This window comes from Pseudomonas sp. LAIL14HWK12:I1 (assembly GCF_003202095.1).
GTDB lineage: Bacteria > Pseudomonadota > Gammaproteobacteria > Pseudomonadales > Pseudomonadaceae > Aquipseudomonas > Aquipseudomonas monteilii.
On record NZ_QJKG01000004.1, the window covers coordinates 149,135 to 169,296 of the forward strand.

A 20,162-nucleotide genomic window follows, 5' to 3' on the forward strand; every position below is an offset into this window, starting at 1 on the left:
TTTTCATTTACAGTTGCACAAGCATCCCGTGCGAGGAGCCGCTACATGGGCGCAACCAACAGGTTAGCCTGCTATTCCGATCCCGCTGATCACTATTCTCATCGGGTACGCCTGGTGTTGGCCGAGAAGGGCGTCACCGTACAGGTCATCGATGTCGACCCCGCCCGCCTGCCGCCCAAGCTGGTCGAAGTGAACCCTTACGGCAGTGTGCCGACCCTGGTCGACCGTGACCTGGCGTTGTATGAGTCGACCGTGGTGATGGAATACCTGGAGGAGCGTTACCCGCACCCGCCGCTGATGCCGGTATACCCGGTTGCGCGCGGCAACAGCCGCTTGCTGATGCACCGCATTCAGCGCGACTGGTGTGCCCTGGCCGATACCGTGCTCGATTCACGCAGCAGTGAGGCTGCCAGAACCGAAGCGCGCAAGGCCTTGCGCGAAAGCCTGACCGGCGTTTCGCCGCTGTTCAATGAATTCGCCTGTTTCATGAGCGATGAGCAAAGCCTGGTCGATTGCTGTCTACTGCCCATACTCTGGCGTTTGCCGGTGTTGGGTATCGAGTTGCCGCGGCAAGCCAAGCCGCTGCTGGATTACATGGAGCGTCAGTTCGCTCGCGAGCCTTTCCAGGCGAGCCTGTCCTCCGTAGAACGTGAAATGCGCAAGCTTTAAGGAGCCGTTGATGAACTCCAGTCGCCCCTATCTGGTTCGAGCACTGTACGAGTGGATCGTCGACAACGATTGCACGCCCCATATGCTGGTCAATGCCGAATTCCCGAAAGTTCAGGTGCCGGATGGTTTCGCCAGTGATGGCCAGATTGTCCTGAATATCTCGCCAAGTGCCGTGCGCCACCTGCACATGGACAATGAAGCGGTCAGCTTCGAGGGCCGTTTCAGTGGAGTGGCCCACTCGCTGTTTGTGCCGGTTGGCGCCATTCTGGGCATCTATGCCCGCGAAAATGGCCAGGGCATGGTCTTTGAGCTGGAGTCGCCAATGGATGGCGACGAGCTGGAAGACGATGACGTGCAGCCGGACGACGACGGGCCGCCAGAGGGAGGTGGGCAGCCGCCACGCCCAAGTGGCCGACCGAGCCTGAAAGTGGTCAAGTAACAAAAAAGGCGATCCAACCGGATCGCCTTTTTCTTTGTTGCAACGCGGGATTACAGGTCGCTGATGGTGCGTACCTGGTCCTTGTTGATGCGGGTGCGCTTGCCATCGAGTTGCTGGAACTCGTAGAAGCCGGCGTCGCGGTCGTACTTCGGTGCGTCGACAGCCTGGATTTCACGGCCATCGTTGAGGGTGATCAGGCTAGGGGTTGAGCAGCCGGCCAGGGTGGCGAAGGTGCCGATCAGCAGGGCAGGCAGCAGAAGCTTTTTCATGCGGTGTTTCCCGGGTTTCTTGAAGGTGGGGCATTGATGTTGTCTGTGCCGGCCTCTTCGCGGCTAAAGCCGCTCCTACAGAGGTACGCGATACCTGTAGGAGCGGCTTTAGCCGCGAAGAGGCCAGTGTGTCAGTCGATGTACTCGAACAGCTTGACGATCTTCTGCACGCCCGACACACCCTGTACCACGGCAGTGGCCGAGTTGGCCTCCTGCTGGGTTACCAGGCCGAGCAAATAGACGATACCGTTCTCGGTAATCACCTTGATGCGCGAGCTGGGCACGGCATTGTCAGTCAGCATCTGGGTCTTGATCTTGGTGGTCAGCCAGGCGTCGTTGTTGCGTGCCAGGATGGAGGAGGGTTGCATCACCTGCAGTTCGTTGTGCACTTTCTTGACCCGCTGCACCTGGCTGGCGGTTTGCTCGGCAAGGCTCTTGAGGTCGGCGCGCGGGGTTTGCCCGGCCAGCAGGACGATGCCGTTGTAGCTGCTGACAACGATGTGCGAGCCTTTGTCCAGGTCAGGGCTGGCCTTGGAAATGTTCACCGCGGCCTTGGTCTCGATCAGCGAGTCGTCGATCTTGCTGCCGATGGTGCGCGTGCCGCGATCGTCCTCGATCGGCGAATTGCGTGTAGAGGTCAGTACCGAGCTGCAACCGGTGACGCTCAGGCACAGGGTCAGGGCCATCAGGCCGAGGCGCATTGGGGTCATTCTTCACTCCCGAACAGTTGGCTGTCGATCAGGTCGCACAGGCAGTGGATCGCCAGCAGGTGGACTTCCTGGATGCGCGCGGTAACGGCGGAAGGTACGCGGATTTCCACGTCCTCGGGCAGCAGCAGCGAAGCCATGCCGCCGCCGTCGCGGCCAGTCAATGCTACGACAATCATTTCGCGGTCATGTGCGGCCTGGATCGCCTGGATCACGTTGGCCGAGTTGCCGCTGGTGGAGATCGCCAGCAGAACGTCGCCGGGCTGGCCCAGGGCGCGGATCTGCTTGGAAAAGACTTCGTTGTAGCTGTAGTCGTTGGCGATCGAGGTCAGGGTCGAGCTGTCGGTGGTCAGCGCGATGGCAGGCAGGCTCGGGCGTTCGCGTTCGAAGCGGTTGAGCAGCTCGGAGGAAAAGTGCTGGGCATCGCCAGCCGATCCGCCGTTGCCGCAGGCGAGCATCTTGCCCTCGTTGAGCAGCGCATTGACCATGACCAGGCTGGCCTGCTCGATGTGCGGTGCCAGGATGTCCATTGCCTGTTGCTTGGTATCGATGCTGGCCTGGAACAGCCGGCGAATTCGGGATTGCATGTCCATCTGGTGACCTTAAGTAGGGCGGTGGCCTTTGCTACGCGCAACAACGACCGGCCCGCGATACATAGAGCAAAAAAAACGAAGTGGGTTCAGCATTCGAAGGCGTTTTTCAGCCATTGAAGCGGTCTGCCTGCATGGTGGCTGCCCTGCAGGGCGACTACGTCGAAGCGGCAGGGGTGGTTGCCCCAATGGGGCTCCTTCTGCAGGAACAGGGTGGCGGCAAGCACCAGCCGTTTCTGCTTGCGCCCGTCGATACTGTCGAGGGCGCCTCCGAAGCCCGCGTGCAACCGGTAGCGGACTTCGACGAATACTACTGTATCGGCGTCAAGCATGACCAGATCAAGCTCACCGCCTTTGCATCGCCAGTTGCGCGCCAGCAGCTGCAGACCTTGCCCCTGAAGGTACTCAAGGGCCTGGTTTTCAGCCGCTTGCCCGGCGCGAGTTGGTGATGCTGCGGCCATCAACGCGCGGTGTCAGGCAGGCGCTTGATCTGGCCACCGGCAAATTCGGCCCATGGCAGCTGGCGCTCGACGCGTTGGTTGGCGTTGATGCTCAGGCTGCCTGAAAGGCCCATGACGCGGTTGTCCGGCAGTGCTTTCAGTTGGCCCAGGCGCGGCGCCAGGCTGTAGGCATCGACGCCCATGGCATACAGGCGGCCCAGGCTGCCAGCGGCTTGCGGCCACTGTTGCACGACTTGCTGGCGCAGGCTGTTGCTGGTGTCGAGCAACCACGGCGTTTCGCAGAAGCGAATGCCGTTCATGTCATTGTACTGGTTGACGTCGCCGCTGGCGCTGTACAGGTTCGAGGTAGCGTAGACAGGCACGTCACCGGCGTACTGGAAGTTCAGGGTAGGCTTGATCTGCTGTGCCTGCTGTGGGGTCGAGGCGAGGAAGATGAAGTCGATGTCCTGACGGCGCGACGGTTGTGCTGCGATGCTACCGCCTACCGTGCTTTGCAGGCTCTTGGCGCGGCCCTCGCTCTGGCGCAGCTGGAACAGGTCGGCAATTTGCTGGGCCAGGGCGACGGGTTGGGCGATGCGCTCGGCGGCGAGCAGGGTGCCGCCATTGCCTTCCCAGTCCTGGCGGAAGGCGGCCAGTACGCGGTCACCCCACTCGCCACTCGGCACCAGGGCCACGGCCCGAACCATGCCGTCTGCGCGTGCGCGGCGGGCAACTTCGCGGGCCTCGTCTTCGGCAGCCAGGCCGAACTGGAACAGCTGCGGCGGCGCCTTCTGACCGGCGTCTGCGTAGTTCAGGGCCAAGGTGGTAATGGGTAACTGAGGTTTGGCGGCCATTTGCTTCACCAGCGGTTTTTCCAGCGGGCCGATGACCAGTTGCACGCCAGCGGCCTGGGCCTGGCGATAGAAATCATCGAGCGAGCCGATGCGCGAGCTGTCGAACACCTGCACTGCAGGCGCTGGCTGGCCGGCCTGCTGGGCCTGGAAGTGGGCGGCCATGAAGCCGTCGCGCAACGCGCGGGCAACACCGGCCAGCGGGCCTTCCTGCGGCAGCAGCAGGGCAATTTTGGTCAGCGGCTGGCTGGCCAGTTCCTTGAGCTTGGTCAGTGCCTGCGGCAGTTGCAGGGCTGCCGGGTGGTCCGGGTGCTGTTTGACCCAGGCTTCGATAGCCGCTTGCTGCTGCTCCAGGGTGCCGGCGCTTTTCACGGCGAAGGCCAGGCTGGTCCAGCCGCTCAGCGTCTGGTCGTTGGCCGGCTGCTGCAGTTGCTCTGCCGGCAGCGAGGCGACCAGTGCCCAAATGGCATCGTTGTTGGCACTGGCGGCCTGGCCGCTGAGCAGCGGAGCCAGCAGTACGCGCTGTTGCGCAGCAGCCAGGGCCTGGCCGTCGGCTTCGAGGGCGGCGGCGTGCACGCTGTAGGTGCGTGCTTGCTGCTCAGCCGGAAGCTCGGCGACGCGCTGCAGGCTAGGGTGAGCCAGTGCTGTCAGGGCGGCCTTGGGTTGGTTGCGGCTCATGGCCAGTTCGGCAGCGAGGGTGCTGGCGAACACTTGCTGGGCCGGCTTGAGCGTGTCCAGCGGCACTTGCTCGAGGATGCGTGCGGCGCGTGGGAAATCCTTCTGCTTGTAGGCCAGGTCGGCTGCGCTCAGGCGCAGCAGGGCGGCGTCTTCCGCAGACTTGCTGGAAGCGGCCTTTTCGAGCAGTTGCTCGATGCTGGCATCCGGGGTGCGTGGCAGTTCGCCCAGGCTGGATGAGGGCGAGCTAGCGCAGGCCGCCAGCAGGGCAGCGAGGCAGAGGGCTGTGAGCAGCCGCAGGCAAGCGATCATGTAAAGGTCCTGTTACTCGATCAAGTTGGCCGGCAATTGTACCCAAGCACTGGCCGGGGCGCGATGTCGCCGTGTCGATCCTTCACTATAGGTGGCCTGTCGCCGGTCGCTGGTGAAGTTCTTTGCGCCCTGTTGCAGGCGCTCGGGCTACAATGGCGCCTTTGATCCGAATGACAGGTGTGCGCAGTGACTGATGTGGCAGGGGCTTCGAAATCCACGGTGGGGACGCTTTATGTGGTGGCAACCCCTATCGGCAACCTCGATGACATGAGCGCCCGGGCGTTGAAGGTGCTGGCGGACGTGGCGCTGATCGCCGCCGAGGACACCCGCCATTCGGTCCGGCTGTTGCAGCACTTTGGCATCGACACGCCACTGGCGGCCTGTCATGAGCACAACGAGCGCGACGAAGGCGGGCGTTTCCTCACCAAGCTGCTGGCTGGCGAGAACGTGGCATTGGTCTCTGATGCCGGCACGCCGCTGATTTCCGACCCCGGCTACCACTTGGTGCGCCAGGCGCGGGCCGCTGGGGTGAATGTGGTGCCGGTGCCGGGTGCCTGTGCTTTGATCGCTGCGCTGTCGGCGGCCGGCTTGCCGTCGGACCGCTTCATCTTCGAAGGTTTCCTGCCAGCCAAGCAGGCGGGGCGCCGGGCACGCCTGGAGCAGGTAAAGGAAGAGCCGCGCACGCTGATCTTCTATGAAGCCCCGCACCGAATCCTGGAGTGCCTTGAAGACATGGAGGCGGTTTTTGGTGGTGACCGCCCGGCATTGCTGGCGCGCGAACTGACCAAGACGTTCGAGACCCTCAAGGGCCTGCCGCTGGCTGAGTTGCGTGCCTTCGTGGCTGGCGACAGCAACCAGCAGCGCGGTGAGTGCGTGGTACTGGTAGGTGGGTGGAGTGCGCCGGAGGGCGAGCAGGCCATCAGTGCCGAGGCCCAGCGGGTGCTCGACCTGTTGTTGGCCGAGTTGCCGCTGAAGCGGGCGGCTGCACTTGCGGCTGAAATTACCGGGGTGCGCAAGAACCTGTTGTATCAACTTGCCCTTGAAAAGCAGAAAGCCGAATAGTGGCAAATTGATATAAATGCCGGTATTGCTTGTTCTCGGGCGCGCGTGCCGGTAACCTTGTCGGCGGAGAGTCGATCGGACAGTCGCTGCCTGCTTTTGTTCCGCAACTTTTGTTGTGTGAGCAGCAGGGGGAGGAAAGTCCGGGCTCCATAGGGCAGAGTGCCAGGTAACGCCTGGGAGGCGTGAGCCTACGGAAAGTGCCACAGAAAATAACCGCCTAAGCACTTCGGTGCCGGTAAGGGTGAAAAGGTGCGGTAAGAGCGCACCGCACGGCTGGCAACAGTGCGTGGCTAGGTAAACCCCACTCGGAGCAAGACCAAATAGGGTTCCATCAGGCGTGGCCCGCGTCGGAACCGGGTAGGTTGCTAGAGGCGTCCAGTGATGGCCGTCGTAGAGGAATGACTGTCCTCGACAAAACCCGGCTTACAGATCGACTCTCCACCTTTCCTTCTCTGCTTCATTCGATAGCAGATCCTCTCTGGTAATACCGAAAAAATCTTACTCTTGATAAATCACTTTAACTTCGAACTCCATTCGCTTGCGTGGGTTTGATTTTTCTCGTCTTTTTTTCTTCTTGGTAGTGCTTCCACCTTCTCTTAACGCGCTAAATCTCGGTCCTGTAAGGCTTTTCCTTATGAACGTGCCTTGACGGTGCTGCGGGCGGATTCCTATAGTGTGCGCAAGTGGCAGAAAGTGGGATGAAGTGGGTTTTCTGGCACAAAAAAGCTAACATTGTGGGGAATCGCAGCCGTGTTCCGCGGAGCCAACGCCGTCAGCCTCGATGCTAAGGGACGTCTCGCCATGCCGAGCCGGTACCGTGACGAGCTCGATTCGCGTTGCAATGGTCAACTGATCGTGACCATCGACGCCGTGGACCCCTGCTTGTGTGTTTATCCCCTCGATGAGTGGGAACAGATAGAAGCCAAGTTGCGTGCCTTGCCGTCGTTGCGTGAGGAAAACCGTCGCCTGCAGCGTTTGCTGATCGGTAATGCGGTTGACCTGGAGCTCGATGGCAGTGGGCGTTTCCTGGTGCCGCCCCGCCTGCGTGAGTACGCCAAGCTCGACAAGAAGGCGATGCTGGTGGGGCAACTGAACAAATTCCAGCTGTGGGATGAAGATGCCTGGAACGCGGTTTCGGCAGCCGACCTTGCAGCTATTCAACAACCGGGTGCCATGCCCGACGAATTGCGTGACCTGATCCTGTGACCATAGATAGCGGCTTCAACCACATTACCGTCCTGCTCGACGAAGCTGTCGAGGCATTGGCCCTGCGCGCCGACGGTTGCTATCTGGACGGCACCTTTGGCCGTGGCGGACACAGCCGGCTGATTCTCAGCAAGCTCGGGCCGCAAGGGCGGCTGCTGGGCTTCGATAAAGATCCACAGGCGATTGCCACGGGGCAAGCGCTGGCGGCCGAAGACGGCCGCTTTGTCATTGTGCAGCGCAGCTTTGCCGAGCTGGGCGCGGAAGTGGCCGAGCGCGGTCTGCACGGCAAGGTCAGCGGCGTGTTGCTGGACCTTGGCGTGTCGTCACCGCAACTGGATGACCCCGAGCGTGGTTTCAGCTTCCTCAATGACGGCCCGCTGGACATGCGCATGAATCCGGCCCAAGGCATCAGTGCCGCCGAGTTCATCGCCACCGCGCCGGTGGAAGAAATTGCCCGCGTCTTCAAGGAATACGGTGAAGAGCGCTTCGCCGGCCGCATGGCGCGTGCCGTGGTCGAGCGCCGCGAGAAGGAGCCTTTCACCCGTACCGCCGACCTGGCGGAAGTACTCAAGGTGGCCAACCCTGCCTGGGAAAAAGGCAAGAACCCGGCTACCCGTGCCTTCCAGGGCCTTCGCATTCACGTCAACAACGAACTGGGTGACCTGGAAGCCGGCCTTGAGGCCGCGCTCGATGCCCTCGAAGTCGGTGGCCGCCTGGCGGTGATCAGCTTCCACTCGCTGGAAGACCGTATCGTCAAGCTGTTCATGCGCAAGCTGGTCAAGGGCGAGGCCGACAACCTGCCGCGCAACCTGCCGGTACAGCACAAGGCCTTCGAGCCGAAAATCAAGCTCATCGGCAAGGCCCAGTTCGCCTCCGAAGCCGAGCTCAAGGCCAACCCACGGTCGCGTAGCGCCGTGATGCGCGTGGCGGAGAAGCTGCGGTGAGCAGGCTGTTTGCCAAACCCTTGCCAGGCGGAAGCTTCCTGATGCTTCTGCTGTTCGTTGCCGTGCTGGTTTCGGCTATAGCCGTGTCCTACAGCGCGCACTGGAACCGTCAGTTGCTCAACACCTTGTACGGCGAGCTGAACGAGCGTGACAAGGCCCAGGCCGAGTGGGGGCGCCTGATTCTTGAACAGAGCACCTGGACTGCTGCCAGCCGTATCGAGAACCTGGCTTCCGAGCAGTTGAAGATGCGCGTACCTTCGGCTGACGAAGTACGGATGGTGGCGCCATGATGAAGCTCGAAGGCGCACTCTACCCGTGGCGCTTCCGCGTGGTGATCGGGCTGCTGGCCATTATGGTCGGTGCCATTTGCTGGCGCATCATCGATTTGCAGGTCGTTGACCGTGACTTCCTCAAGGGGCAGGGCGACGCGCGCAGCCTGCGTCATATCCCTATTCCGGCGCACCGTGGCCTGATTACCGACCGCAACGGTGAACCGCTGGCCGTGAGCACCCCGGTTACCACCCTGTGGGCAAACCCCAAGGAAATGCAGGCGTCCAAAGACCGCTGGCCGCAGTTGGCCGCAGCGCTTGGGCAAAACCCGCAGCAGTTGGCCGAGCGCCTGACCCAGCAAGCCAACAAGGAATTCATCTACCTGGTCCGCGGCCTGACCCCGGAGCAGGGCCAGCATGTGCTCGACCTGAAAGTGCCCGGTGTGTACGGCCTGGAAGAATTCCGTCGCTTCTACCCGGCCGGTGATGTCACCGCGCACATGGTCGGCTTCACCGACCTCGACGACCATGGTCGCGAAGGTGTCGAGCTGGCCTACGACGAGTGGCTGGCCGGCGTGCCCGGCAAGCGCCAGGTGATCAAGGACCGGCGCGGCAGGCTGATCAAAGACATCCAGGTAACCAAGAACGCCAAGGCCGGTAAGACCTTGGCGTTGTCGATAGACCTGCGCCTGCAGTACCTGGCCACCCGCGAACTGCGCAACGCCATTGCCGAACAGGACGCCAAGGCCGGCAGCCTGGTGATCATGGACGTCAAGACCGGTGAGGTCCTGGCCATGGTCAACCAGCCGACCTACAACCCCAACAACCGCCGCAGCATGTTCCCGGCCGCCATGCGTAACCGGGCGATCATCGACGTGTTCGAGCCGGGCTCCACGGTCAAGCCGATCTCCATGAGTGCGGCGCTGCAGAGCGGTCGCTGGAAACCGACCGATAAGGTCGAGGTGTACCCGGGCAGCCTGCAGATCGGCCGCTACACCATCAAGGACGTGTCGCGCAGTGAAGGCCCGATCCTCGACCTGACCGGCATCCTGATCAACTCCAGTAACGTCGGCATGAGCAAGATCGCCTTCGATATTGGCGGTGAGGCGATCTACCGCGTCATGTCCCAGGTCGGCCTGGGTCAGTACACCGGCCTTGGCTTCCCGGGTGAGCGCGTCGGTAACTTGCCTAACCACCGCGAGTGGCGCAAGGCCGAGACCGCAACCTTGTCCTATGGCTATGGCGTGTCGGTGACCGCCTTGCAACTGGTGCATGCCTACGCGGCGCTGGCCAACGACGGCAAGATGGTGCCGCTGTCGATCCTCAAGGTCGACAAGGCGCCGGACGCTGTGCAGGCCATTCCAAAGGAAACCGCCGAAACCGTTCAGGGCATGCTGCAGCAGGTGATCGAAGCGCCGCGTGGCGTGTTCCGCGCCCAGGTGCCGTTCTATCACGTGGCCGGCAAGTCCGGTACCGCGCGTAAGGCCACCGTGGGTTCCAAGGGCTACACCGAAAACGCCTACCGCTCGCTGTTCGCCGGCTTCGGTCCGATGAGCGACCCGCGCTACGCCATCGTTGTGGTCATCGACGAGCCGGGCAAAGGCGGCTACTTCGGTGGCCTGGTTTCGGCGCCGGTATTCAGCAAGGTCATGTCCGGCACCCTGCGTTTGATGAACGTACCGCCAGACAACCTGCCGCCACCTGCGCCAGCAGCCCCCGCCGGGCAATCGCAAGTCAATGCAGCAGACGCCAAGGGAGGGCGTGGATAATGACAATGCCATTAAGCAAACTGTTCGCCCACGCCAGCCGTGACCCGCTGATTCGTGAGCTGACCCTGGACAGCCGAAATGTACGCCCGGGTGACCTGTTCCTGGCCGTGCCGGGCGCCAAGGTCGATGGTCGCGAGCATATTGCCGATGCCCTGGCCCGTGGCGCCGCTGCCGTGGCCTATGAAGAGCAGGGCGCCAACGTGCTGCCGCTGACCGATGTGCCGCTGATTCCGGTCAAAGGCCTGATCGCTCAGTTGTCCGATATTGCCGGGCGCTTCTATGGCGAACCCAGCCGCCAGTTGAACCTGGTGGGGGTGACCGGCACCAACGGAAAGACCAGCGTTACCCAACTGGTGGCTCAGGCGCTCGACCTGCTCGGCCAGCGCTGTGGCCTGATTGGCACCCTGGGGACCGGCTTCTACGGTGAGCTGCAGAGCGGCCGCCTGACCACGCCCGACCCGATCGCCGTGCAGTCGACCCTCAACGACCTCAAGAAAGGTGGCGCCAAGGCAGTGGCCATGGAGGTTTCCTCCCATGCCCTGGAGCAAGGCCGGGTTGCCGCACTGGAATTCGACATCGCGGTGATGACCAACCTGTCCCGCGACCACCTCGATTATCACGGCAGCATGGAGGCCTATGAGGCCGCCAAGGCCAAGCTGTTCGCCTGGCCGAGCCTGCGTTGTCAGGTGGTCAACCTGGATGACGCCTTCGGGCGTCGCCTGGCCGACGACTTTGCCCGGCGCCCGAGTGTCGATCATATCGAGACCCGGCTGCTTAGCTACAGCCTGGAAAACGCGGACGCTTCGCTGTTCTGCCGCGAAGCCGTGTTCAATGACGATGGTGTGCGTGCCACCCTGGTCACTGCCCAGGGTGAGCGCGCCCTGCGCAGCCAGTTGCTGGGCCGCTTCAACCTGAGCAACATGCTGGCTGCCGTGGCGACGCTGCTGGCGCTGGACTATTCGCTGGACGAAATTCTCAAGGTCACCCCGCAACTGCAAGGGCCGGTAGGCCGCATGCAGCGCCTGGGTGGCGGCGACAAGCCGCTGGTGGTGGTCGACTACGCGCACACCCCGGACGCTCTCGAGAAAGTGCTCGAAGCCCTGCGCCCGCACGCCCACGGCAAGCTGCTGTGCCTGTTCGGCTGCGGTGGCGACCGTGATCGCGGCAAGCGCCCGCTGATGGCCGAAGTGGCCGAGCGCCTGGCCGACCGCGTCCTGGTCACCGATGACAACCCGCGTACCGAAGACCCGCTGCGCATTTTCGACGACATTCGCCCCGGTTTCGCCAATCCTGCCGAGGTCGAGTTCGTCGCAGGCCGTGGTGAAGCCATCGCGCACCTGATTGCCACCGCTGCTGCCAACGACGTGATCGTGCTGGCCGGCAAGGGGCACGAGGATTACCAGGAGATCAATGGCCAGCGCCATGACTTCTCCGACCTGACCGAAGCCGAGAAGGCACTTGCAGCCTGGGAGGCTCCACATGCTTAAGCCGCTGTCACTCAGCCAGCTGACCACAGCACTGAGTGGTCAACAAATCGGTGGCGACGCCACCTTCACCGGTGTCAGCATCGACAGCCGCAGCGTCAGCGCCGGGCAATTGTTCGTCGCCTTGGCCGGTCCGCGTTTCGATGGCCATGACTACCTGGCCGATGTGAAGGCCAAAGGCGCAGTCGCTGCCCTGGTCGAGCGTGAAGTGGCCGGTGTCGACCTGCCGCAATTGCGGGTCAAGGATTGCCGGGTAGCGCTCGGTCAACTCGGCGCCTTGAACCGTGCTGCCTTCGACAAGCCTGTTGTTGCCATTACCGGTTCCAGCGGCAAGACCACCGTCAAGGAAATGCTCGCCAGCATCCTGCGTACCCGTGGCCTGGTGCATGCCACCCGTGGCAACCTGAACAACGACCTTGGCGCGCCGCTGACCCTGTTGGAGATCGCCCCTGAGCACAGCGCGGCGGTGATCGAGCTGGGCGCCTCGCGCATCGGTGAAATCCGCTACACCGTCGGCCTGACGAAGCCTCAGGTGGTCATCATCAACAATGCCGGTACCGCCCACGTTGGCGAGTTCGGCGGGCCGGAAAAGATCGTTGAAGCCAAGGGCGAGATTCTCGAAGGCCTGGGCGAGGGCGGGACTGCCATCCTCAACCTGTCTGACAAGGCGTTCGACATCTGGCGCGAGCGTGCCGGCAACCACCGCATTTTCACCTTTGCACTGGATAACCCGCAGGCAGACTTCCATGCCAGTCATATCGGCCGTGATGCCCGGGGCTGCCCGTCGTTCACCCTGCATGGGCCTGATGGCAGCGTACCGGTGCAGTTGAACCTGCTGGGTACCCACAACGTCAGCAACGCCTTGGCCGCTGCGGCTGCCGCCCATGCCGTTGGTCTGAGCCTTAGCGGCATCGCCGCCGGCCTGGCTGCGGTACAACCGGTCAAGGGCCGCACCGTGGCGCAGATCGCGACGAACGGTGTGCGGGTAATCGACGACAGTTACAACGCAAATCCCACCTCCATGTGCGCGGCCATTGATATACTCGCCGGCTTTTCCGGGCGCACCGTCCTGGTGCTTGGAGATATCGGCGAACTGGGGCAATGGGCGGAAGAAGGCCACCGTCAGGTGGGTGACTACGCGCGTGGCAAGGTCGATGCCCTGTACGCAGTGGGTTCCAACATGACATATGCGGTCAAGGCGTTCGGCGCCAATGGCCGTCATTTCGCTACTCAAGCTGAGCTGATCGACGCCGTTAGCGCCGAAAGTGCCAGCGACACCACTATCTTGATCAAGGGCTCGCGCAGCGCTGCGATGGAAAACGTCGTGGCGGCATTGTGCGGTGCCAGCGGGGAGAAACATTAATGCTGCTGCTGTTGGCCGAGTATCTGCAACAGTTCCACAAAGGCTTCGCGGTCTTCCAGTACCTGTCCCTGCGCGGGATTCTTGGTGTACTGACCGCGTTGTCCCTGGCGCTGTGGCTGGGGCCGTGGATGATCCGTACCCTGCAAATTCGTCAGATCGGCCAGGCCGTGCGTAACGACGGCCCGCAATCGCACCTGTCCAAGTCCGGCACCCCGACCATGGGTGGCGCATTGATCCTGTCGGCCATCGCCATCAGCACCCTGCTGTGGGCTGATCTATCCAACCGCTACGTGTGGGTGGTGCTGATCGTGACCCTGGCGTTCGGTGCCATCGGTTGGGTCGACGACTACCGCAAGGTGATCGAAAAGAACTCGCGTGGCCTGCCAAGCCGCTGGAAGTACTTCTGGCAGTCGGTGTTCGGCCTGGCTGCGGCCGTGTTCCTGTACAAGACCGCGCCGACCAGCGTCGAGACGACGTTGATCCTGCCGTTCATCAAGGACGTCACCATCCCGCTGGGCATCGGCTTCGTGGTGCTGACCTACTTCGTCATCGTTGGCTCCAGCAACGCGGTCAATCTCACCGACGGCCTCGACGGCCTGGCAATCATGCCGACGGTGATGGTCGGCGGTGCCCTGGGCATCTTCTGCTACCTGTCGGGTAACGTGAAGTTCGCTGAATACCTGCTGATCCCTTACGTGCCGGGCTCGGGTGAACTCATCGTGTTCTGCGGCGCGCTGATCGGTGCGGGCCTGGGCTTCCTGTGGTTCAACACCTACCCGGCGCAAGTGTTCATGGGCGACGTCGGTGCGCTGGCACTGGGCGCGGCGCTGGGCACCATCGCGGTCATCGTTCGCCAGGAAATCGTCCTGTTCATCATGGGCGGCATCTTCGTCATGGAAACCTTGTCGGTGGTGATCCAGGTCGCCTCCTTCAAGCTGACCGGCAAGCGCGTGTTCCGCATGGCGCCGATCCACCACCACTTTGAACTCAAGGGCTGGCCAGAGCCACGTGTGATCGTCCGCTTCTGGATCATCACCGTGATCCTGGTGCTGATCGGCCTTGCAACCCTGAAACTGAGGTAGATGAGCGTGTCTTTGATCGCTTCCGACCAATTCCGCATCGTTGTCGGCCTCGGCAAGAGCGGCATGTCCCTGGTTCGCTTCCTGGCGAACCGGGGCATTGCCTTTGCGGTCGCTGACACCCGCGAGCAACCGCCGGAACTGGACACCCTGCGCCGTGATTACCCGCAGGTGGAAGTGCGTTGTGGTGAACTGGACGTGGACTTCCTGTGCCGCGCCAACGAGCTGTACGTAAGCCCTGGCCTGGCCCTGGCCACGCCAGCCCTGCAGCAGGCTGCTGCGCGTGGCGTGAAACTGTCCGGTGACATCGAACTGTTCGCCCGCAACGCCAAAGCGCCGATCATTGCCATCAGCGGCTCCAACGCCAAGAGCACTGTCACTACCCTGGTCGGCGAAATGGCCGCCAAGGCGGGCAAGCGTGTAGCGGTGGGTGGTAACCTCGGTACCCCGGCGCTGGACCTGCTGGCCGATGACGTCGAGCTGTACGTGCTGGAGCTGTCCAGCTTCCAGCTGGAAACCACTGACCAGCTCAATGCTGAAGTGGCCACCGTACTGAACATCAGCGAAGACCATATGGACCGCTACAGCGGCCTGCCGGCCTACCACCTGGCCAAGCATCGGATTTTCCGCGGCGCGAAGCAGGTCGTGGTCAACCGTCAGGACGCCCTGAGCCGACCGCTGCCGGTGGAAGGCCGCCCGTGCTGGACCTTCGGCCTCAACCAGCCGGACTTCAAGGCCTTCGGCCTGCGCGAAGTGGATGGCGAGAAATACCTGGCATTCGAGTTCCAGGCGCTGATGCCAGCGCGTGAACTGAAGATTCGCGGTGCGCACAACCAGAGCAATGCCTTGGCGGCGTTGGCCCTGGGGCATGCAGCAGGCCTGCCGTTCGAGCCCATGCTCGAAGCCCTGCGCGAGTTCGGTGGCCTGGCCCATCGCTGCCAGTGGGTGCGTGAGCGCAATGGCGTGAACTGGTACGACGATTCCAAGGCCACCAACGTCGGTGCAGCCTTGGCCGCCATCGAAGGCCTGGGTGCCGATATCGAAGGCAAACTGGTATTGATCGCCGGTGGCGACGGCAAAGGTGCCGAGTTCACGGCCTTGCGTGAGCCGGTCAAGCGCTTCTGCCGGGCCGTTGTACTGCTTGGCCGTGATGCCGAGCGCCTGGCCGAGGCCCTGGGTGATGACGTGCCACTGGTACGGGTCAAGACCCTCGCTGACGCCGTGCAACAGTGTGCCGAACTGGCTCAGGCCGGCGATGCCGTGCTGTTGTCGCCCGCATGTGCCAGCCTCGACATGTTCAAGAACTTCGAAGAACGCGGGCGCCTGTTCGCCCAGGCAGCGGGAGGCCTTGCATGATCTTCGGCATCTTCAAGCCCTACCCGTCGCCGCTGATCAGCGGCCGGGGCATCGACCTGGACTTCCCGCTGCTCGCCGGCTGCCTGGCCTTGCTGGGCCTGGGCCTGGTGATGATCACCTCGGCGTCGTCGGAAGTGGCTGCGGTGCAGTCGGGCAACCCGCTTTATCACATGTTCCGCCACCTGGTGTACGTGTTCCTGGGCCTGGTGGCCTGTGGCGCGACCATGCTGGTACCGATCGCCACCTGGCAGCGCATGGGCTTCATGATGCTGCTGGGCGCCTTCGGCCTGCTGGTGTTGGTGCTGGTGCCGGGTATCGGCCGTGAGGTGAACGGTTCGATGCGCTGGATCGGCTTCAGCTTTTTCAACGTGCAGCCTTCGGAAATCGCCAAGGTGTTCGTGGTCGTCTACCTGGCCGGTTACCTGGTACGTCGGCAAACCGAGGTACGCGAGACCTGGATGGGCTTTTTCAAACCGTTCATCGTGCTGCTGCCCATGGCTGCCCTGTTGCTGATGGAACCGGACTTTGGCGCCACCGTGGTAATGATGGGCGCCGCGGCGGCCATGCTGTTCCTGGGTGGGGTGGGGCTGTTCCGCTTCAGTCTGATGGTGGTGTTGGCGGTGCTGGCGGTGTTCGTACTGGTACAGGCGCAGCCGTACCGGATGGCGCGGCTTATTACCTTTACCGACCCATGGTCCGACCAGTTCGGTTCTGGCTACCAGTTGACCCAGGCGCTGATTGCCTTCGGGCGTGGCGAGTGGCTGGGCGTTGGCCTGGGCAACAGCGTGCAGAAGCAGTTTTACCTGCCCGAAGCGCACACCGACTTCGTGTTCTCGGTATTGGCCGAGGAACTGGGCGTCGTCGGTTCGCTGGTGACCATCGCACTGTTCGTGTTCGTCACCGTGCGTGCCCTGTACATCGGCCTTTGGGCCGAAAAAGCCAAGCAGTTCTTTGCTGCGTATGTGGCGTTTGGCCTGGCCTTCCTGTGGATTGGCCAGTTCCTGATCAACATCGGCGTGAACGTCGGCCTGCTGCCGACCAAAGGCCTGACCCTGCCGTTCCTCAGTTACGGGGGCAGCTCGCTGGTGATCTGCTGCGCCTGCGTGGGCTTGTTGCTGCGCATCGAGTGGGAAAGCCGTACGCACCTGGGCAGCGAGGAACACGAATTCAGCGAAAGCGATTTTGCCGAGGAGACCAGTCATGGCCGCTGACGGCAAGAACGTACTGATCATGGCTGGCGGCACCGGGGGGCACGTGTTCCCGGCCCTGGCCTGCGCGCGGGAGTTCCAGGCGCGCGGTTACAGCGTGCACTGGCTGGGCACCCCGCGTGGCATTGAAAACGAGCTGGTGCCACAGGCTGGCTTGCCACTGCACCTGATTCAGGTCAGCGGCCTGCGCGGCAAAAGCAAACTGTCGCTGCTCAAGGCGCCGTTCACCCTGGTCAAGGCCGTGCTGCAGGCTCGGCGCATCATTCGCCAGCTCAAGCCGGTATGCGTACTGGGCTTTGGTGGCTACGTGACCGGCCCTGGCGGTGTGGCCGCGCGGCTGTGTGGCGTGCCGCTGGTGATCCACGAACAGAACGCGCGTGCAGGTACCGCCAATCGGCTGCTGGTGCCGCTCTCGGCGCGGGTCTGCGAAGCTTTCCCGAACACCTTCGAGGCCAGCGACAAGCGTCGTACCACCGGCAACCCGGTGCGCCCGGAGTTGTTCATGGATGCGCAACGCGCACCCCTGGCCGAGCGCCGTGCACGCCTGTTGGTGCTCGGTGGCAGCCTGGGTGCGGAACCATTGAACAAATTGTTGCCTAAGGCCCTGTCCGAAGTGCCCGCCACCCTGCGGCCAGAGGTGTTCCACCAGGCCGGCAAGCAACACGCGCCGATTACCGCCGAGCGTTATCACGAGGCGGGCGTCGAGGCTCAGGTAGAGCCCTTTATCAAGGACATGGCCCAAGCCTATGGCTGGGCCGACATGGTGGTGTGCCGGGCCGGTGCCCTGACCGTCAGCGAACTGGCGGCAGCAGGCCTGCCCTCGATGCTGGTGCCTTTGCCCCACGCCATCGACGATCACCAGACCCACAACGCCCAATATCTGGCTCGAGAAGGCGCTGCCTTCCTGATGCCACAAGCGACAACTGGCGCAGCGCAGCTCGCTGAACGCCTGAACGAGGTGCTGATGCAACCCGAAAAACTCAACGTCATGGCAGGCACCGCACGGCGCCTGGCCAAACCTGCCGCAACCAGCACCGTGGTCGATATCTGCCTGGAGGTGGCCCATGGTTGAGAGCCAGAAAGCCATGCCCCAGCCGAAGATGGGCCGTATCCGCCGTATCCACTTCGTCGGTATCGGCGGCGTGGGCATGTGCGGTATTGCCGAAGTGTTGCTGAACCTGGGCTATGAAGTGTCCGGTTCCGACCTGAAAGCCTCGCCGGTGACTGAGCGCCTGGAATCGTTCGGTGCCGAGATCTTCGTCGGCCACCGCGCCGAGAACGCTGCCACCGCCGATGTGCTGGTGGTGTCCAGCGCCATCAACCCGGCCAACCCCGAAGTGGCCACCGCCCTGGAGCGCCGCATTCCGGTAGTGCCGCGCGCCGAGATGCTCGCCGAACTGATGCGCTATCGCCATGGTGTGGCCGTAGCCGGTACCCACGGCAAGACCACCACCACCAGCCTGCTGGCCTCGGTGTTCGCGGCCGGCGGCCTGGACCCGACCTTCGTCATCGGTGGCCGCCTGACCGCTGCCGGTACCAATGCCCAGTTGGGCACCAGCCGCTACCTGATCGCCGAAGCGGATGAAAGCGATGCCAGCTTCCTGCACCTGCAGCCCATGGTGGCCGTGGTCACCAACATCGACGCCGACCACATGGCGACCTATGAAGGTGACTTCAACAAGCTGAAGAAAACCTTCGTCGAGTTCCTGCACAACCTGCCGTTCTACGGCTTGGCCGTGATGTGCCTGGACGACCCGGTGGTGCGCGAGATCCTGCCGCAGGTGAAGCGCCCGACCGTGACCTATGGCTTCAGCGAAGAGGCCGATATCCGCGCCATCAACGTGCGCCAGCAGGGCATGCAAACGCACTTCACCGTGCTGCGTCGGGACCGCGAGCCACTTGAGGTGTCGGTGAACATGCCCGGCAACCACAACGTGCTCAATGCCCTTGCCACCATTGCCATCGCCACTGACGAAGGCATCACCGACGAGGCCATCATCCAGGGGCTGTCCGGCTTCCAGGGTGTCGGCCGACGCTTCCAGGTGTATGGCGAACTGCCGGTCGAAGGCGGCAGCGTGATGCTGGTCGACGACTACGGCCACCACCCGACCGAAGTGGCGGCGGTGATCAAGGCCGTGCGGGGGGGGTGGCCAAGCCGCCGCCTGGTGATCGTCTACCAGCCGCACCGCTACAGCCGCACCCGCGACCTGTACGACGATTTCGTCCAGGTGCTGGGTGATGCCAACGTGCTACTGCTGATGGAGGTCTACCCGGCCGGCGAAGAGCCGATCCCTGGTGCCGACAGCCGCCAGCTGTGCCATAGCATCCGCCAGCGCGGCAAGCTGGACCCGATCTACATCGAACGTGGCGCTGAGCTGGCACCGTTGGTGAAACCACTGCTGCGTGCCGGTGACATCCTGATCTGCCAAGGTGCCGGTGATGTCGGCGGCCTGGCCCCGCAATTGATGAAAAGCCCGCTGTTCGCTGGCGCCAAGCAGGAGAAGTCGAAATGACCAGCGCCTACGAAAAGCTGCACTCGACCCTGGACGTCAAGGCGTTCGGCCGTGTCGCCGTGCTGTACGGTGGCAAGAGCGCCGAGCGTGAAGTCTCGCTGAAGTCCGGCGCTGCGGTGATCGATGCCCTGACCACTGCCGGTGTCGACGTGGTCGCCATCGATGTGGGTGACGACCTGCTCGACCGCCTGCAACGCGAGAAGATCGACCGCGCCTTCATCATCCTCCACGGCCGTGGCGGTGAAGACGGCAGCATGCAAGGGCTCCTGGAATGCCTGGGGATTCCCTACACCGGCAGCGGTATCCTTGCCTCTGCGCTGGCCATGGACAAGTTGCGCACCAAGCAGGTGTGGCAGAGCCTGGGTATTCCCACCCCGCGCCACGCCGTGTTGGCGAGTGAAAGCGATTGTCTGCAGGCCAGTACGGAACTGGGCTTCCCGCTTATCGTCAAACCCGCCCATGAAGGCTCTAGCATCGGCATGGCCAAGGTGAACAGCACCCAGGAACTGGTCGCTGCCTGGCAGGACGCCGCCAAATACGATTCCCAGGTACTGGTGGAACAGTGGATCCACGGTCCGGAGTTCACCATCGCGGTCTTGCGCGGTCAGGTGCTGCCGCCGATCGCCCTGGGTACGCCGCATGTGTTCTACGACTACGACGCCAAGTACATCGCCAACGATACCCAGTACCGCATCCCGTGCGGCCTGGATAGCGTCAAGGAACAGGAACTGATCGACCTGACCGCACGCGCCTGTGATGCCATTGGCATCGAAGGCTGGGGGCGTCTGGACGTGATGCAGGACGAGCAGGGCCGGTTCTGGCTGCTCGAAGTCAACACCGCACCTGGCATGACTGATCATAGCCTGGTGCCCATGGCGGCCCGCGCGGCAGGCCTGGACTTCCAGCAACTGGTGCTGGCAATCCTGGCTGAAAGCGTGGCGACGCGAGGTTAATAAC

Annotated in this window: 20 protein-coding genes and 1 other RNA gene; 16 read left to right on the forward strand and 5 right to left on the reverse strand. The window is 63.0% G+C overall.

Going from position 1 to position 20,162, the window contains the following annotated elements; translation table 11 throughout:
* The first annotated feature begins 45 nt into the window (after positions 1-45).
* Positions 46-669, forward strand: coding sequence for a glutathione S-transferase N-terminal domain-containing protein (locus D906_RS12630; protein WP_016713546.1), 624 nt, complete (start codon positions 46-48; stop codon positions 667-669).
* A gap of 10 nt (positions 670-679) precedes the next feature.
* On the forward strand, positions 680-1,108 hold the full coding sequence (locus D906_RS12635; RefSeq protein WP_016713547.1) for a ClpXP protease specificity-enhancing factor: 429 nt from the start codon (positions 680-682) through the stop codon (positions 1,106-1,108).
* A gap of 50 nt (positions 1,109-1,158) precedes the next feature.
* Here D906_RS12635 and D906_RS12640 read toward each other — a convergent pair whose 3' ends face one another.
* The 5 genes from D906_RS12640 to D906_RS12660 form a co-directional block, all read right to left on the reverse strand.
* The gene (locus tag D906_RS12640) at positions 1,159-1,377 is read right to left on the reverse strand and encodes a YgdI/YgdR family lipoprotein (protein ID WP_016488976.1); all 219 of its coding nucleotides are present in this window, start codon (positions 1,375-1,377) and stop codon (positions 1,159-1,161) included.
* A gap of 131 nt (positions 1,378-1,508) precedes the next feature.
* Entirely contained in the window at positions 1,509-2,087 is a 579-nt protein-coding gene (locus D906_RS12645) for a BON domain-containing protein (RefSeq protein ID WP_019098044.1), read from the reverse strand.
* The gene (locus tag D906_RS12650; protein ID WP_016713550.1) at positions 2,084-2,677 is read right to left on the reverse strand and encodes a phosphoheptose isomerase; all 594 of its coding nucleotides are present in this window, start codon (positions 2,675-2,677) and stop codon (positions 2,084-2,086) included. The genes D906_RS12645 and D906_RS12650 overlap by 4 nt, the downstream gene beginning before the upstream one ends.
* Before the next feature lie 86 nt (positions 2,678-2,763).
* Positions 2,764-3,135 (reverse strand): YraN family protein, encoded by a 372-nt coding sequence (locus D906_RS12655; RefSeq protein ID WP_019098045.1) that lies wholly within the window; start codon positions 3,133-3,135, stop codon positions 2,764-2,766.
* Entirely contained in the window at positions 3,135-4,952 is a 1,818-nt protein-coding gene (locus D906_RS12660; RefSeq protein ID WP_027615381.1) for a penicillin-binding protein activator, read from the reverse strand. The genes D906_RS12655 and D906_RS12660 overlap by 1 nt, the downstream gene beginning before the upstream one ends.
* Positions 4,953-5,138: 186 nt before the next feature.
* On the opposite strand from D906_RS12660, the gene rsmI reads away from it, so the two are divergent.
* The 14 genes from rsmI (at position 5,139) to D906_RS12730 (ending at position 20,158) form a co-directional block, all read left to right on the forward strand.
* A complete protein-coding gene (gene rsmI / locus D906_RS12665) occupies positions 5,139-6,014 on the forward strand; it encodes a 16S rRNA (cytidine(1402)-2'-O)-methyltransferase (protein WP_016713554.1) in 876 nt (291 codons plus the stop codon).
* A gap of 67 nt (positions 6,015-6,081) precedes the next feature.
* Positions 6,082-6,456, forward strand: an RNA gene (gene rnpB / locus D906_RS12670) — RNase P RNA component class A.
* 308 nt (positions 6,457-6,764) lie between these two features.
* Positions 6,765-7,220 (forward strand): division/cell wall cluster transcriptional repressor MraZ, encoded by a 456-nt coding sequence (gene mraZ, locus D906_RS12675; RefSeq protein ID WP_004575120.1) that lies wholly within the window; start codon positions 6,765-6,767, stop codon positions 7,218-7,220.
* Positions 7,217-8,164 (forward strand): 16S rRNA (cytosine(1402)-N(4))-methyltransferase RsmH, encoded by a 948-nt coding sequence (gene rsmH / locus D906_RS12680; protein ID WP_019097348.1) that lies wholly within the window; start codon positions 7,217-7,219, stop codon positions 8,162-8,164. Before mraZ ends, rsmH begins: the two co-directional genes overlap by 4 nt.
* Complete coding sequence (gene ftsL, locus D906_RS12685; protein ID WP_003260787.1) at positions 8,161-8,454, forward strand: cell division protein FtsL; 294 nt, start codon at positions 8,161-8,163, stop codon at positions 8,452-8,454. Before rsmH ends, ftsL begins: the two co-directional genes overlap by 4 nt.
* Complete coding sequence (locus tag D906_RS12690; RefSeq protein WP_161751431.1) at positions 8,454-10,202, forward strand: penicillin-binding protein 2; 1,749 nt, start codon at positions 8,454-8,456, stop codon at positions 10,200-10,202. Before ftsL ends, D906_RS12690 begins: the two co-directional genes overlap by 1 nt.
* Positions 10,202-11,689, forward strand: a complete 1,488-nt coding sequence (locus tag D906_RS12695) for a UDP-N-acetylmuramoyl-L-alanyl-D-glutamate--2,6-diaminopimelate ligase (protein ID WP_019097346.1) — start codon at positions 10,202-10,204, stop codon at positions 11,687-11,689. Before D906_RS12690 ends, D906_RS12695 begins: the two co-directional genes overlap by 1 nt.
* Positions 11,682-13,049, forward strand: a complete 1,368-nt coding sequence (gene murF, locus D906_RS12700; protein WP_025753956.1) for a UDP-N-acetylmuramoyl-tripeptide--D-alanyl-D-alanine ligase — start codon at positions 11,682-11,684, stop codon at positions 13,047-13,049. Before D906_RS12695 ends, murF begins: the two co-directional genes overlap by 8 nt.
* Positions 13,049-14,131 carry a phospho-N-acetylmuramoyl-pentapeptide-transferase gene (gene mraY, locus D906_RS12705; protein WP_016713560.1) on the forward strand — a complete coding sequence of 361 codons (1,083 nt, stop codon included), beginning with the start codon at positions 13,049-13,051 and terminating at the stop codon, positions 14,129-14,131. Before murF ends, mraY begins: the two co-directional genes overlap by 1 nt.
* 6 nt (positions 14,132-14,137) lie before the next feature.
* Positions 14,138-15,484, forward strand: coding sequence for a UDP-N-acetylmuramoyl-L-alanine--D-glutamate ligase (murD, locus tag D906_RS12710; RefSeq protein WP_025753955.1), 1,347 nt, complete (start codon positions 14,138-14,140; stop codon positions 15,482-15,484).
* Positions 15,481-16,695 carry a putative lipid II flippase FtsW gene (gene ftsW, locus D906_RS12715; RefSeq protein WP_019097343.1) on the forward strand — a complete coding sequence of 405 codons (1,215 nt, stop codon included), beginning with the start codon at positions 15,481-15,483 and terminating at the stop codon, positions 16,693-16,695. Before murD ends, ftsW begins: the two co-directional genes overlap by 4 nt.
* The gene (murG, locus tag D906_RS12720; RefSeq protein WP_019097342.1) at positions 16,685-17,764 is read left to right on the forward strand and encodes an undecaprenyldiphospho-muramoylpentapeptide beta-N-acetylglucosaminyltransferase; all 1,080 of its coding nucleotides are present in this window, start codon (positions 16,685-16,687) and stop codon (positions 17,762-17,764) included. Before ftsW ends, murG begins: the two co-directional genes overlap by 11 nt.
* Positions 17,757-19,205, forward strand: coding sequence for a UDP-N-acetylmuramate--L-alanine ligase (gene murC, locus D906_RS12725; protein ID WP_016713564.1), 1,449 nt, complete (start codon positions 17,757-17,759; stop codon positions 19,203-19,205). The genes murG and murC overlap by 8 nt, the downstream gene beginning before the upstream one ends.
* The gene (locus D906_RS12730; RefSeq protein ID WP_019097341.1) at positions 19,202-20,158 is read left to right on the forward strand and encodes a D-alanine--D-alanine ligase; all 957 of its coding nucleotides are present in this window, start codon (positions 19,202-19,204) and stop codon (positions 20,156-20,158) included. The genes murC and D906_RS12730 overlap by 4 nt, the downstream gene beginning before the upstream one ends.
* The last annotated feature ends 4 nt before the right edge of the window (positions 20,159-20,162 follow it).

What these genes read in the sequence shown, in the direction of transcription:
- D906_RS12630 (WP_016713546.1), top strand. Translation starts at nt 46, where the DNA reads ATGGGCGCAACCAACAGGTTAGCCTGCTATTCCGATCCCGCTGATCAC.
- D906_RS12635 (WP_016713547.1), top strand. Translation starts at nt 680, where the DNA reads ATGAACTCCAGTCGCCCCTATCTGGTTCGAGCACTGTACGAGTGGATC.
- D906_RS12640 (WP_016488976.1), bottom strand. Translation starts at nt 1,377, where the DNA reads ATGAAAAAGCTTCTGCTGCCTGCCCTGCTGATCGGCACCTTCGCCACC.
- D906_RS12645 (WP_019098044.1), bottom strand. Translation starts at nt 2,087, where the DNA reads ATGACCCCAATGCGCCTCGGCCTGATGGCCCTGACCCTGTGCCTGAGC.
- D906_RS12650 (WP_016713550.1), bottom strand. Translation starts at nt 2,677, where the DNA reads ATGGACATGCAATCCCGAATTCGCCGGCTGTTCCAGGCCAGCATCGAT.
- D906_RS12655 (WP_019098045.1), bottom strand. Translation starts at nt 3,135, where the DNA reads ATGGCCGCAGCATCACCAACTCGCGCCGGGCAAGCGGCTGAAAACCAG.
- D906_RS12660 (WP_027615381.1), bottom strand. Translation starts at nt 4,952, where the DNA reads ATGATCGCTTGCCTGCGGCTGCTCACAGCCCTCTGCCTCGCTGCCCTG.
- D906_RS12690 (WP_161751431.1), top strand. Translation starts at nt 8,454, where the DNA reads ATGAAGCTCGAAGGCGCACTCTACCCGTGGCGCTTCCGCGTGGTGATC.
- D906_RS12695 (WP_019097346.1), top strand. Translation starts at nt 10,202, where the DNA reads ATGACAATGCCATTAAGCAAACTGTTCGCCCACGCCAGCCGTGACCCG.
- murF (WP_025753956.1), top strand. Translation starts at nt 11,682, where the DNA reads ATGCTTAAGCCGCTGTCACTCAGCCAGCTGACCACAGCACTGAGTGGT.
- mraY (WP_016713560.1), top strand. Translation starts at nt 13,049, where the DNA reads ATGCTGCTGCTGTTGGCCGAGTATCTGCAACAGTTCCACAAAGGCTTC.
- ftsW (WP_019097343.1), top strand. Translation starts at nt 15,481, where the DNA reads ATGATCTTCGGCATCTTCAAGCCCTACCCGTCGCCGCTGATCAGCGGC.
- murG (WP_019097342.1), top strand. Translation starts at nt 16,685, where the DNA reads ATGGCCGCTGACGGCAAGAACGTACTGATCATGGCTGGCGGCACCGGG.
- murC (WP_016713564.1), top strand. Translation starts at nt 17,757, where the DNA reads ATGGTTGAGAGCCAGAAAGCCATGCCCCAGCCGAAGATGGGCCGTATC.
- D906_RS12730 (WP_019097341.1), top strand. Translation starts at nt 19,202, where the DNA reads ATGACCAGCGCCTACGAAAAGCTGCACTCGACCCTGGACGTCAAGGCG.